This is a genomic window from Streptococcus sp. OMI870 (assembly GCF_047460295.1).
Taxonomy (GTDB): domain Bacteria; phylum Bacillota; class Bacilli; order Lactobacillales; family Streptococcaceae; genus Streptococcus.
In genome coordinates this window covers 69,247-82,041 of sequence record NZ_JASHGM010000004.1, presented here as the reverse complement: position 1 = coordinate 82,041, position 12,795 = coordinate 69,247, and the positions used below count along the sequence as shown (strand labels likewise).

The window sequence follows — 12,795 nt, the reverse complement described above, 5'->3', positions numbered from 1 at the left end:
GCTAGTAGTATCACTTTACACTATTAAGTTTTCAAATTTATTACTCTCACTTTAATAATTCGTAAAAATTTTCGAAAACGTAACATCAATTTCTAAATTTTTTTAAAATTTTGGAACAGATATCAAACCGTATGAGTTACTTTCTCAGATTGATGATTGTTTACCAGCAAACCGAAAGCTTACTCTTCCATCAGTTATTGAAGGCCTTCAGATTCATCCATTCCCACAGATTCAATCGGCCCATCCTCACTATATTTCCTTAATCCCATACTTCCAGTTATCTCTTTATTTCCATTTAGTATCACCTCAAACATAATTCCTCCCATCGGATTGTGTTCAATCGTTTCGTCATCAATTTCATACGATTGGATCTTGCCTGTTTCTGTAAACGCAGCCGAGTCTTTCTGTTTCAAATCATCTACAATTAACTTTTTCACTTCTTGACTATGTACAATTCGAACCATTTCTTGTTGGAATTCCAGATAGTCCTTGATTTTCAAGCCAATCCATACTACGAGTCCAAGAATCATCAAAGAAAATATCAAACGGCATCCTTTTCTTTTTTTGTTCATCTGTATCGCCTCCTCACTTTTATCATTCGTAATTTTTTTGAAAACTGAGCCTTTATTTTGGAAAAATTTTTATCAATTTATCATATAGAAAGGATACGAAAACGAATCCATTCCGAACAAAATAAGATATAATAGAAAGACATCATTTTATTTAGGAGGACAACCATGTCATCATTCCGTAAACAGGCTGCCCTATTCAGCCTTGCTGCTGCTTTCTTGGCAACGACAACTGCTCAAGCAGATGAAGCGACGAGCTCAACTGATTCGTCAGCAACTGCTGTCACAGAGGCCGCAACTCCTGCGTCTCCCGCGACTAGCTCTGAAGCATCCACTAGCAATAACACTCCGACTGCTAGCGGAGAAGCCACTGCTACAGCAACCGAAGCGACTCCAGCAGCACCTCAAAATAGCGCCAGTGACGCAAAAGCGAACACTCCAGTTGAGGGGCAAGAAGTCGACGTCCGCATCCTTGCGACAACGGACCTTCATACCAACTTGGTCAACTATGACTACTACCAAGACAAACCAGCGCAAAACGTTGGTCTAGCAAAAACAGCTGTCTTGATCGAAGATGCGAAGAAAGAAAATAGCAACGTCCTCCTCGTTGATAACGGAGATACTATCCAAGGAACTCCTCTTGGTACCTACAAGGCCATCGTCAATCCCATCAAAGATGGTGAACAACACCCGATGTATACAGCTCTTCAAAAATTGGGCTTTGATGCAGGAACCCTTGGAAACCACGAATTCAACTACGGACTAGACTACCTCAAAAAGGTCATCACAACTGCTGGTATGCCAATCGTCAATGCCAACGTCGTGGATCCAAAGACTGGTGCCTTTGTCTATGATCCCTACAAGATCATCAAAAAGACCTATACCGACAAAAACGGTCGTTCAGTCGATGTCAATATCGGGGTAACAGGCATCGTCCCTCCACAAATCCTCAGCTGGGACAAGGCCAACCTCGAAGGCAAGGTCAAGGTCAATGACTCTGTCGAAGCCATCCAAGCCATCATCCCAGAAATGCGCAAAGCTGGAGCGGACGTCGTCCTCGTTCTTTCTCACTCTGGTATCGGAGACGACAAGTACGAAAAAGGCGAAGAAAACGAAGGTTACCAAATTGCCAGCCTCCCAGGTGTTGATGCAGTTGTAACTGGTCACTCACACGCAGAATTCCCAAGCGGAAATGGAACTGGCTTCTACGAAAAATATGCTGGCGTTGACGGCGTAAACGGTAAAATCAACGGTACACCGGTTACCATGGCTGGAAAATACGGCGACCACCTCGGAGTTATCGACCTCAACCTGCGCTACACAGATGGCAAATGGTCTGTAGTCGGAAGCAAGGCTGCCATCCGTAAGATTGACACCAAGTCAAAAATAGCCGATGAGCGCATTACAGCGATCGCGAAGGAATCCCACGAAGGAACAGTCAAATATGTCCGCCAACAAGTCGGAACGACGTCTGCTCCGATTACTAGCTACTTCGCTCTTGTGAAAGACGATCCATCTGTCCAAATCGTGAACAATGCACAAACTTGGTACGCTAAGAAAGAGTTGGCAGGAACTCCTGAAGCCAACCTTCCAATCCTCTCTGCTGCGGCGCCATTTAAGGCAGGTACCCGTGGGGATGCTACTGCCTATACGGATATCCCTGCTGGACCAATCGCCATCAAGAACGTCGCTGACCTTTATCTCTACGATAATGTCACTGCCATCCTCAAGGTGACCGGTGCGCAACTCAAGGAATGGTTGGAAATGTCTGCTGGACAATTCAACACGATTGACCCAACGAGCAAAGAGCCTCAACAGCTTGTCAACCCTAACTATCGGACTTACAACTTTGACGTCATCGATGGGGTGACCTATGAGTTTGACGTGACCCAGCCAAATAAATACGACCGCGAAGGAAAAACAGTTAACCCCGATGCTAGCCGTGTCCGCAACTTGAAATATCAAGGCAAAGAAGTAGCCGCGGATCAAGAATTTATCGTTGTGACCAACAACTACCGGGCAAACGGAACATTCCCAGGCGTTCGCGATGCTAGCTTGAACCAACTCCTTGGATTGGAAAACCGCCAAGCTATCATCAACTATATCTTGGAAGAAAAGAACATCAACCCAAGTGCAGACGGCAACTGGCTCTTTACAGACAGCATCAAGGGGGTAGATGTCCGCTTCTTAACTGCTGACAAAGCTAAGGATCTGGTTGGTAAAGACGGAGATGTTGTCTACCTTGAACCATCTAAACAAGAAGGATTTGGAGAATTCCGCTTTGTTTATATGGAACCAAAAGTAGAACCTGAAACAAAACCAGAAGAACCAACAAGTCCTGAAACAGGAAAAAATCCATTTATCTTTGTACCGAACCATCAGAAACCGGCACAAGATGAAACCATCACCTTATCTCATAGCCAACAAACCATTACCCTTCCTGCTCCAAGTCAAGAAGGAGCTCGCCCTGCAGAAGCTCGCCAAGAAACTGCTAAGCCAGTAGTTGCTTCTTCTATCAGCGAAAAAATCTTGCCTGAAACAGGAGAACGTGCTTCCATCTTAGCCCTTATCGGATTGGTGATGACCGGACTTGGCTTCCTTCTCCCATCTCGTAAGAAAGAAGAAAACTAATTCTTTCTTGTTCTCATAAAGAAACGCGTGAAGATCTACCTTCACGCGTTTTTCATTAATTCTGTGACAACACTCACTGCGCTAAGGGCATAGAGTGGGGCGGTTTCTGCACGGAGAATCCGAGGACCAAGTCCTGCCAAAACAGCTCCCTTGGCTTCAAAACTTTCAATTTCAGCAGGTGAAAGACCACCCTCCGGTCCAAAGATAAAGAGAACCTTGCTCCCTTTTTCAAGACCACTTACAGCTTGTACAAGAGCAGCGCTTTCGCCTTCTTTGGCCGACTCTTCGTAAGCCACCACGATGCGATCAAACTGGTCGAGTTGGGCTAGAAAGTCTGCCTTTTTCTCAAAAAGGGTAATACCTGGGACAAGATTCCGCTTGCTTTGCTCTGCTGCTCCAAGGGCAATTTTTTCTAGTTTTTCAACCTTTTTGACCAATTTCTTGCCGTCCCACTTGGCGACTGACCAGTCAGCAGGGAAGGCCCAGATATGACTAGCACCCAGTTCCGTCACCTTTTGAGTGATAAACTCCAGCTTGTCTCCCTTGGGAAAGCCTGATGCGATGGTCACTTGGACTGGCAGTTCCACATTGTCAGCTAATTCTTTGATTAGCTCCAACTGACGAGCCTCCACATTGACCACGCGCGCCAAACGCTTGATCCCATCATCAAAGACTAGGGTCACCTGGTCATCTTCTTTCAAGCGCATGACCTGAAACATGTGCTTGCTGGTTTCCTTATCCTCGATAGTGACAGGTGAGCTAGCCAAACCTTTTACAAAATACTGTTGCATGCTAGCCTCCAATCACACCAGAGATATCCTTAGTTTTTTTGAAGACACAGGCATTCCACTCCCCTTGGATCATGTGAGTTTCAAGGAAAAATCCAGCTGACTCAGCCGAGTCACGCACCATGTCCCACTTGTCCTTGATAATGCCACTCATGATGAGGTAGCCTTCGTCCTTGACCAAGCGATAAGCATCGTCCGTCAGATGGATAAGGATATCCGCCAAGATATTGGCCACGATAACATCTGCTTCAATCTCCACCCCTTTAAGCAAATCACCTGGGGCTACATGGATATTTTCCATGCCAGGGTTGAGTTCAATATTCTCCTGAGCAACGCGAACTGCCACATCATCCAAGTCATAGGCGAAGATTTCCTTGGCACCTAGAAGTGAGCTAGCAATAGAAAGGACGCCTGAACCTGTCCCCACATCCAGCACTGTTTCGCCACCACGAAGAACCTGCTCCAAGGCAAAAAGACTCATCTTGGTTGTTGGGTGGGTCCCAGTTCCAAAGGCCATACCTGGATCTAACTTGATAATCTTTTCTCCCGCAGTCACCTCATAGTCCGTCCATGACGGCACAATTGTCAAGTCATGAGTGATGCGAGCTGGTTCATAGTATTTCTTCCAGTTGTCGGCCCAGTCTTCCTCAGCCAAGGCAATCGTTCCCATCTTGACCTCTCCCAGATCCATAAAGTCTGTCAATTCTGCTAAGCGAGCCTGCAAGTCAGCCTCAACCACTGCTACATCAACCGTATCCGGATAGTAGGCTGTCACCACGATTTCTTCTTGTTGCTCGACCTCAGGGAAAATCTCACCGAAGCGGTCCACATTTCCAACATAGTCCATGCTGTCTTCAATTGCTACCCCTTGGGCACCTAACTCAATCAAGAGATTGGAAACTAATTCCTCTCCCTCACGCTTGACTGTAACTTTTAATTCTTGCCATGTTTCCATCATTAAGATACCAAGCCCGTAAAACACAAAGCCAAAATAGGAAACTCTCTGAAGACGTTTGTGTCTAAGAGAAGTTTATCTTTTTGGCACCGTGTTTAGGGCGGGTTCAGTTTAGAAATTTAACCGAACCATCCTTTCTATTTCTCTATCAATTTTTTCATGTAGACCATATCCATGCCTTCTTTTTCAGGCTCGATATGGGTTTGATGGTAGCCATTCTTCTCGTAGAACGCGACCATGCCTGCATCCTGTAACACCGTACACAAATCCCATTGTGTGATGGTTGACAATTCCTCTTCTAGCAATCTCAGTCCCTCAGAACCATACCCTTTTCCTTGATACTGGGGCAAAATCGCTGCCGTTCCCAACCAAGCTTTCGTTAACTCGGCATTAGTCTGAACTCGTAAAATCCGATGTTTTCTTCATCTTCTTTTACAAAGTAGTAATAGCTATTGGGACGTTCGACTAGTTTCCATTTGATTCGTTCACGGTCCTCGAGATAAGGGTCATATTCATCTTGGTATTTGTCATAAACAGCCTTAAAGCTAGCTCTTTGAATGGCAATAATAGTTTCTAAATCCTCTGCTCCCGCTCGAACAAGTGTTATCATAAACCTTCCTCCAAATAATCCCTCAATCTCCCCTGTAGCTGAGGCACTGCCTGTTTAGACTTCAAAAATTCCTCAATAGGCATCAGTTTATAGGCCTGTCCTTCATTCCCAAAGGTAATATTGTCAAATTGTTCTTGTCTTAGCTGACCAACCATAAAGACCGATTGCTTGTCTTTAAAGATTACGCTAGGATAAATCTTGCTCCAAAGCAGACAGTCTTCATCTAAATGAATTCCCAATTCCTCATAAACTTCACGCGCTGCGCACTCGAAAGGGCTTTCGTTTCCTTCACGACCACCACCTGGCAACTCCCACATGTTGGGACAAGGGATATCGTCCTTGTCATCACGTAAGATAGTCAAGACCTTATCCCCACAAATCAAGGCAATCTTGCAACCTTGGAAATCCATTCTGCTATCCAATAATTCCATGATATTTACTCTTTTCTATGATAACAATTACTCTCTAGGAAAATACGAGCTAGCTTTCTTCGATTACTTTTTGGCACTCTGCATCCCAGTATGCTTGCCATCTGCCATGTTTTTTAGCAAAATAAACCGTAAACTCATCATTTACATAATCGGCAACATAGCGAAGATTAGGCGGGTTTTCCTCAAAACTTAATATCCAAGGATGGAAGTAAAAGGTTCTCTCCCACCTCTTCTGAGTATAGCCTAGATCCTTAGCATACTGAGGGATGGGTTGTTGCAACTCGCTTTCCAAATGGGACTGAATGGCATTATCAATACTATTTAAACGAGCTAATAGTTGTTGGAACTGCTCTTCCTCTTCCGTCTTAAAACCAACTAAAAATTCAAATTCCGCAAAGTCCTCAGGAAATTCAAGTTCTGTGACTGTGCCATCTTCTGCATAGCGCCCTTCCTCATCGACAAGGCGACGAGTTCCAGACTTTAACATTCTCTCGAAATCTAAATTCGCAAAGCGATTGCGGGGCAGAATGCAAACTGATTGCTCAGATTTATCTGACCTTCTCCTGAAAAACTGTTTGACTTTTTCTAGCATAGTTTTCCCCTTCTCCTTGAATCCAGTATTCAAAAAAACACTTAGAATCTTTTCTAATATCTCGGATAGGGATAAAAGGTGCTTTCTTCCAGGCCAACTTTGCCTTCTTCAAAAACTTCTTGGTTCCAGACGATCTCAAAGCTCTCTGCTTCTTCGTCTGCTAAGAAATCCATGAGGTCATCTAAAGCCAGCTCGGCTGTGTCTTTGAGGAAGGTCGCAAAATAAGCTAAAAACTCACGAGACAAGCCTTTCTTAGGCTCATACGGAATCGCCGTTAAATAGGCATCTTCTTCCACATGCGACTTGGCTGGATTGTAGAAGATGACGGCTTCTTCAAAGAAGATATCCTCGTCAGACTCTTCACCCGACTCATCGACCAAAGCAACCCCTCCTGTGTTTTGTACTTCCAAGAGAAAAGCCACTTCTACCGCATGATTCTTCTTATCCCAATTGATCTCAAAGTCAAAGGGAAAGACCTTTTCCATTTCCTCTTCTAAAACATCCAAAAATCCATATTTAGACATCGTGTCCTCTTTCTAATTTCCCACTCTTAGAGCGGAATATGATACAATAGTTACTACAATCTTACCATAAAAACTGCCTCTTTGAAAGGAGACAAAGCTAGAAAGGAGACCCTCATGCCGGACAATCTCGCCCTGCGCATGCGCCCACGGACGATCGATCAAGTCATCGGTCAAGAACACCTGGTCGGAGAAGGCAAAATCATCCGCCGCATGGTCGAGGCCAATCGTCTCTCGTCCATGATTCTCTATGGACCTCCGGGGATCGGAAAGACCAGCATTGCTTCTGCCATCGCAGGAACGACCAAGTATGCTTTTCGTACTTTCAATGCAACCGTCGACAGTAAAAAACGCCTCCAAGAAATCGCAGAGGAAGCCAAGTTTTCAGGTGGTTTGGTCCTGCTTTTGGACGAGATCCATCGCCTCGATAAAACCAAACAAGATTTTCTCTTGCCTTTGCTCGAAAGCGGTTTGGTCATCATGATCGGTGCAACGACTGAAAATCCCTTTTTCTCTGTCACACCCGCTATTCGTAGCCGCGTACAAATCTTTGAGCTGGAACCTTTGACGATGGAGGAGGTCAAGCAAGCTCTAAAAACGGCGCTAGATGATCCCGAGCGTGGCTTTGACTTTCCTGTCGTGCTCGATGAGAATGCTTTGGATTTCATCGCTACCTCGACCAATGGGGATCTTCGCTCTGCCTTTAATTCTCTCGATCTGGCTGTGCTGTCGACCTCTGAAAATGCAGAAGGCATCCGTCATATTACGCTAGAGATCATGGAAAACAGCCTCCAGCGCAGCTACATCACCATGGACAAAGATGGAGACGGCCACTACGACGTGCTCTCTGCTCTGCAAAAATCCATCCGTGGTTCGGATGTCGATGCTAGTCTCCACTATGCCGCTCGTTTGATCGAAGCTGGAGATCTACCCAGCCTAGCTCGTCGCTTGACTGTCATCGCTTATGAGGATATCGGCCTGGCCAATCCAGATGCGCAGATCCATACCGTAACAGCCCTTCAGGCAGCGGAGCGCATCGGCTTTCCTGAGGCCCGCATTCTCATCGCCAACATCGTCATCGATCTAGCCCTTTCGCCGAAATCCAACTCAGCTTACGTCGCCATGGATAAGGCGCTGGCTGATCTTAGAAGTTCTGGCAACCTTCCTATTCCTCGCCACCTCCGCGATGGTCATTATGCTGGAAGCAAGGAACTGGGAAATGCACAAAACTATAAATATCCCCACAACTACCCCGGCAACTGGGTCAAGCAGGACTACCTGCCAGAAAAGCTCAAACACGCTTCCTACTTTATTCCCAATGAAAACGGCAAGTACGAGCGTGCTCTCGGAGCTACCAAGGAGAAGATTGATCAATTCAAGAAAAAGTGACATCGGTTTCAAAAAATTAAGATTTTCCCTTGAAATATTTTCAAAATGTGGTATCATATACATATAGAAACGCTGTGGTGTACGACTTCACACTTAAGTGTTGACCGACTATTTTTTGTATTATTAGGGAAACAAAAGACTTCTGGCAGTATGCAGGCCGTTTCACGCGGAAGCAGCTAAGTCAGAGCGAGTTGCCCACCTGCTTAATTGCGCGGGTTCAATACAAATCGTGAAGTTTCGGCACCAATACAGCTTTTTATATTTGCCTCCTTAGCTCAGTTGGTAGAGCAGTAGACTCTTAATCTATGGGTCACAGGTTCGAGCCCTGTAGGGGGCATTTTTTATGCACAAAAAGCCTTGAGAACAACTCAAGGCTTTTTTAACTGCTCCTAGTTCCCCATTTCCCCTTTGGGTACGAGCAGATAGAAAAACAGCAAATTCAATCCAAATACGGCAACAAAGAGCGCTAATTGGGTGGCATCAATCGTTTGTTTCTCAGTCAAATCTTGGATCAACTTTGTATAATAATAGCCTGGGAATACCCGTTGTAGCTTGCCAACCAAGTCCATAAATCCTCCACTTGCGCCAAGCGTATCAAAGGGAATAATGGTCATGGCTGCTAAAATAATAACTGGAAAGCCAATGGTATCAATCGTCTTGGCATCTACTTTCACCCCAAGTACAAAACCAATCGCACTAAAGTAGATCCCCATCAAGGATAAGAGGAAAAATTGTACCAACAGGCTAGTCGTCACTGGAAAGTGAAAACCTAGGACAGCAACTACTAGCACCGCTAAAAAGATCAAGCTGTTCAGAATCAGTTGTACGATGCTTTGATCCCATAAATAGTTCTTGACACTATAGCTTGTAAAGCGGGATTCAAAAGAATAAAACCCGATATCTGAGGCGATTCGCTTACTAAAAGTTGCAAGGCTATTGCCAATGACCCCGATAAATACGGCAATGCCTAATAAAATACTTGGTGAAATCCCTTTTTGAAGCTGATAAAAGAAGATATACCAGCCTATGGGTAAAATAATGGTGAATAATACGAAGCGCTTATTTCGTAAAACTTGTTTTAATTGAATCTTTTTCATGCTTGTTCCCTTCCTTTATTCATCTCTTCTCGGAAATACTGCTCAATGGTTTGACCAGCCTGGTGAATGTCCTCAACAGCCTTTGTTGCAGCAATTCGCCCCTCTTTTAAAATCAGGACTTTTGTAAAAAAGGCATCGATTTGGTTAAAATCATGGGTCACCACAACAGATGTAAACTCTTGCTGCTCCAGCAATTTCCAAAAATTATCCACTGCTTCCAAGTCCATGCCAGTCGTTGGCTCATCTAAAAAAATCAACTTTGGATGATTCAAAATAGTTAACAGCAAGGACAAGCGTCTCTTTTGGCCACCAGAAAGACTTCCCACCATCTGCTCTCTTGATTCTCTTAATTCGACCATTTCTAAGAGTCCATTGATATCAGCCTGCTTCAACTGATTCATCCGGCTTTTTAATTCGACGAATTCAGCAAGGGTTAGATCCTCGATGAGCAGATCCCCCTGTGGCATCATCCCAATTTCCCTTTGAAAATCAAACGAAGTCTTTATCGTCCCCGAATCGGCCTGGAGCTGCCCAGCAATAATGTTGAACAGGGTGCTTTTACCTGCTCCATTGTTTCCCAGCAAGGCAATTTTGTCTCCTTCTTCTATCGAAAAAGATACCCCCTTTAATACAGCTTTCTCCTTAAATGATTTTGTAATAGATGCTAACTGAAACATACGATCCCTCTTTTCTTATTGATCTTGTGTCCATTATACTTCAAGGAGAAAACCTTGGAGGCTCTCTGTCAGAATCGGTCAAAAAATCATCGCGAATGGTCAAAAAAGAGGCTGGGACAAAAGTCCTAGCCTCTCAATTATTTTTGGATTGTCGAGCAAGACGCAGTGGTTGAGTGCTCAAAGCACTGCTTTGAGGTGGCGGATAGATCTTGCGAAGCAAGTATCCTAAGTCTTTGTTCGCTTTTTAAGCTTCAAAGATGCCCTATGTTGACGGAAACTATGTTTCCTTTATCTGCAACCTTCAACAGTCTCCCAGACTGTTGAAGCTGTCCCACTCTCTCTTCCATTATTCCTTCCAAAAGGTCAGGCTCTGAGTAAATCGGTAGTTTGAACTCTTGGTAGACACTGTCGTTTTGGGATACTTTTCCAGTAATTGTTGGATCTTGTACAAGCCAAGACCGCGACCATCTCCTTTACTTGAGTAGTCCTTTTCAAATATTCTCGCCAGATCTATTTTTTCAGCTTTTGTACTATTTTCAACTATTAAGAGGAGGGAGTTTTCCTCCTGGAGCATGGCAAGAGTCAGCTGTGGGTCCTCTGATTCAAGACTCGCTTCGATAGCATTGTCACAAAGGATGGATAAGAAGGTGATGAAATCTAAAACCTCGATGAATAAATCACGAACAGGTTCATCGATCTCGACAGAGATCCCAATCCCTTTGTTTTGAGCCTCCAATAATTTTGCGGACAGAACACTTTTTACAGCTGGATTTTCGATGTGACTGAGTTTGGCAATATCAAACTTGCTATCGTAAAATTGCTGGCCACTCTCTCGAAGAACGTTCTCATAGACTTCCCTGATCGCATTGAGATCTTCATGCTCAATACTTAACTTGAGACTGGTTAAAATATTCAGGTAATCATGACGAAAGGCACGAATCTCCCCGTAGAGCATTTCGACGTGTTGGCTATAGGTGGCTAACTCCTGCAGTTGCCTATCTTTTTGCTCTAGAATCTCTTGTTTCAATCGTTCTTTGGACACTGCATTGAAATACAAGAGCATCACAAAAAACAAAATCAGATAAATACTATTTAACTGTTCCCGTAAAGCATCTGCATGAGGAATAGCATCCTCAAAAACCACCAGACCTATAACACTGACTAAATACACAAACATAGAAAGATCCATTGGAAGTAAGAAACGATTAAAATACTGCCGTTGAAATCCTACTTTTAAATCTGTAAAATCTAGTTTTAACAATTTAGTGAGCCCTAAATAGACAGGAAAGACCAGCAATTCAAGTAGAGCATCATACCAGCTGACAGATGCCTCATGAACAAGTACAATCCCGAGCATTGGAAAGACATAAAAGGCTAAGAGACGCCCAATGAGACTCTCCATGACAACCGGGTAGAGCCCGTAAAAAATGTTCAAAAGGTGTCGTATGTTATGATTCCGATAGAAACTATAGGCAATAAATACTAAGAAATAGCCAAAAAAGCCTACCGGTGGCACAAGGGTAAAGACGACTGCAAAGAAGAAGGGGCACAAAAAGAGCCAACGTAAGGCGAACTCTTGTCTACTGATATGACGATAGATCAGCATGCTGACGAAGAACTTTAAGTAAGACATGAGAATATCTAACAGCAATTCTTTCTCCCTTCTATTTTTTCAAAGCTTCTAGTAAGCCTCTATACTTGGTCCGTGAGATCAAGCAATTGTCCCCATTTTCAAAAAAAGCTTTCTTGGCTTCTTTGTCAATCTTCGTAATATTTTGTGGATTCACCACAAAGGAGCGGTGGCACCGATACAAGCGGGGATCTGCTTTTTCGATATCGGCAATACTGGCGTAAAATTCTAAGCGCTCATCCTGGGTGTGTAAAATAACCTTGTGAATGGTTGGAGACGTTTCAACATACAAAATCTTATTAAAGGGAACTTGTACACGCGCCATCGCACTCTCAAATGTAAAGGCATCTTGCGCAATCGTGGTCCCAGCTTGCTCCAAGGTATAGTCGATGGCCGAGTCAATTCTTTTTCTGAACTCTTCTTCGCTCAGCGTTTTATCAATAAAATCCAAGGCGGCTACTTTGTACTGAAAGGTAATGGGCATGAATTCAGAGTGAGTGGTGACAAAGACAATGGTCGCATGGGGGTCTTTCTTACGAATCTCTTTTGCGATCTCTAGACCCTTTTTCTCCTCACCTTTAATCTCGATATCTAAAAAGAATAGGTGATGAGCGCCTCTCTCTGTGATAGCATCTAGCAATTGGCTTGATTTCCCAAACACTTCTGGCGCTTTGCATTGCAAGGATTTCTGAGCAATCAGTTCCTGCAAGACCGATTCGATTCGTGATTGCTGGATCCACTCATCTTCTAACACAAAAATCTTCAACAAAGTCTTCACTCCTTCCCCTCGACGAATATGTTCTATTTTACCATAAATAATAGCTGCTGAGCCACTCTTTCAAAGTAGACTCAAAAGGCCTTCTACCTTTTCTCCTTAACAAAAAAACTCTCCCGGAGGAATCCGG

Annotated in this window: 12 protein-coding genes, 1 tRNA gene, 1 other RNA gene and 1 pseudogene; 4 read left to right on the top strand and 11 right to left on the bottom strand. The window is 44.0% G+C overall.

Translation table 11 applies throughout. The features are described from left to right. Positions 1-194 precede the first annotated feature (194 nt). On the bottom strand, positions 195-572 hold the full coding sequence (locus QM968_RS07795; RefSeq protein ID WP_414383363.1) for a DUF1310 family protein: 378 nt from the start codon (positions 570-572) through the stop codon (positions 195-197). 165 nt (positions 573-737) lie between these two features. Here QM968_RS07795 and QM968_RS07790 point away from each other — a divergent pair, with 165 nt between their 5' ends. Beyond that, complete coding sequence (locus QM968_RS07790) at positions 738-3,200, top strand: bifunctional 2',3'-cyclic-nucleotide 2'-phosphodiesterase/3'-nucleotidase (protein WP_414383361.1); 2,463 nt, start codon at positions 738-740, stop codon at positions 3,198-3,200. 41 nt (positions 3,201-3,241) lie between these two features. Here QM968_RS07790 and QM968_RS07785 read toward each other — a convergent pair whose 3' ends face one another. The 6 genes and pseudogenes from QM968_RS07785 to QM968_RS07760 form a co-directional block, all read right to left on the bottom strand. Continuing rightward, the gene (locus QM968_RS07785) at positions 3,242-3,991 is read right to left on the bottom strand and encodes a 16S rRNA (uracil(1498)-N(3))-methyltransferase (RefSeq protein ID WP_414383359.1); all 750 of its coding nucleotides are present in this window, start codon (positions 3,989-3,991) and stop codon (positions 3,242-3,244) included. 1 nt (position 3,992) lies between these two features. After that, positions 3,993-4,943, bottom strand: coding sequence for a 50S ribosomal protein L11 methyltransferase (prmA, locus tag QM968_RS07780; protein ID WP_414383481.1), 951 nt, complete (start codon positions 4,941-4,943; stop codon positions 3,993-3,995). Between the two features lie 137 nt (positions 4,944-5,080). Further along, positions 5,081-5,553, bottom strand: a pseudogene (locus QM968_RS07775) (GNAT family N-acetyltransferase). Beyond that, positions 5,550-5,984 carry an NUDIX hydrolase gene (locus tag QM968_RS07770; protein ID WP_031574864.1) on the bottom strand — a complete coding sequence of 145 codons (435 nt, stop codon included), beginning with the start codon at positions 5,982-5,984 and terminating at the stop codon, positions 5,550-5,552. Before QM968_RS07770 ends, QM968_RS07775 begins: the two are co-directional and overlap by 4 nt. A 49-nt stretch (positions 5,985-6,033) precedes the next feature. Beyond that, positions 6,034-6,576 (bottom strand): hypothetical protein, encoded by a 543-nt coding sequence (locus tag QM968_RS07765; RefSeq protein ID WP_414383357.1) that lies wholly within the window; start codon positions 6,574-6,576, stop codon positions 6,034-6,036. Between the two features lie 53 nt (positions 6,577-6,629). Next, positions 6,630-7,100 (bottom strand): DUF3013 family protein, encoded by a 471-nt coding sequence (locus QM968_RS07760; RefSeq protein WP_154858969.1) that lies wholly within the window; start codon positions 7,098-7,100, stop codon positions 6,630-6,632. A 114-nt stretch (positions 7,101-7,214) separates the two neighbouring features. Between QM968_RS07760 and QM968_RS07755 the strand changes: the two genes are divergently transcribed. The 3 genes from QM968_RS07755 (at position 7,215) to QM968_RS07745 (ending at position 8,823) form a co-directional block, all read left to right on the top strand. Continuing rightward, positions 7,215-8,486, top strand: a complete 1,272-nt coding sequence (locus QM968_RS07755; protein WP_414383356.1) for a replication-associated recombination protein A — start codon at positions 7,215-7,217, stop codon at positions 8,484-8,486. 66 nt (positions 8,487-8,552) lie between these two features. Next, positions 8,553-8,745, top strand: a non-coding RNA gene (gene ssrS / locus QM968_RS07750) — 6S RNA. A gap of 5 nt (positions 8,746-8,750) precedes the next feature. Further along, a tRNA-Lys gene (locus QM968_RS07745) sits at positions 8,751-8,823 on the top strand. Positions 8,824-8,875: 52 nt separating this feature from the next. On the opposite strand, the gene QM968_RS07740 is transcribed toward QM968_RS07745, so the two are convergent. From QM968_RS07740 to QM968_RS07725, 4 genes are all read right to left on the bottom strand, one after another. After that, positions 8,876-9,583 carry an ABC transporter gene (locus tag QM968_RS07740; RefSeq protein WP_343093039.1) on the bottom strand — a complete coding sequence of 236 codons (708 nt, stop codon included), beginning with the start codon at positions 9,581-9,583 and terminating at the stop codon, positions 8,876-8,878. Continuing rightward, positions 9,580-10,260, bottom strand: coding sequence for an ABC transporter ATP-binding protein (locus QM968_RS07735; protein ID WP_414363470.1), 681 nt, complete (start codon positions 10,258-10,260; stop codon positions 9,580-9,582). The genes QM968_RS07740 and QM968_RS07735 overlap by 4 nt, the downstream gene beginning before the upstream one ends. A 346-nt stretch (positions 10,261-10,606) precedes the next feature. Continuing rightward, a complete protein-coding gene (locus QM968_RS07730) occupies positions 10,607-11,911 on the bottom strand; it encodes a sensor histidine kinase (RefSeq protein ID WP_414383353.1) in 1,305 nt (434 codons plus the stop codon). 13 nt (positions 11,912-11,924) lie between these two features. Further along, entirely contained in the window at positions 11,925-12,659 is a 735-nt protein-coding gene (locus QM968_RS07725; protein ID WP_414383351.1) for a response regulator transcription factor, read from the bottom strand. Positions 12,660-12,795 lie beyond the last annotated feature (136 nt).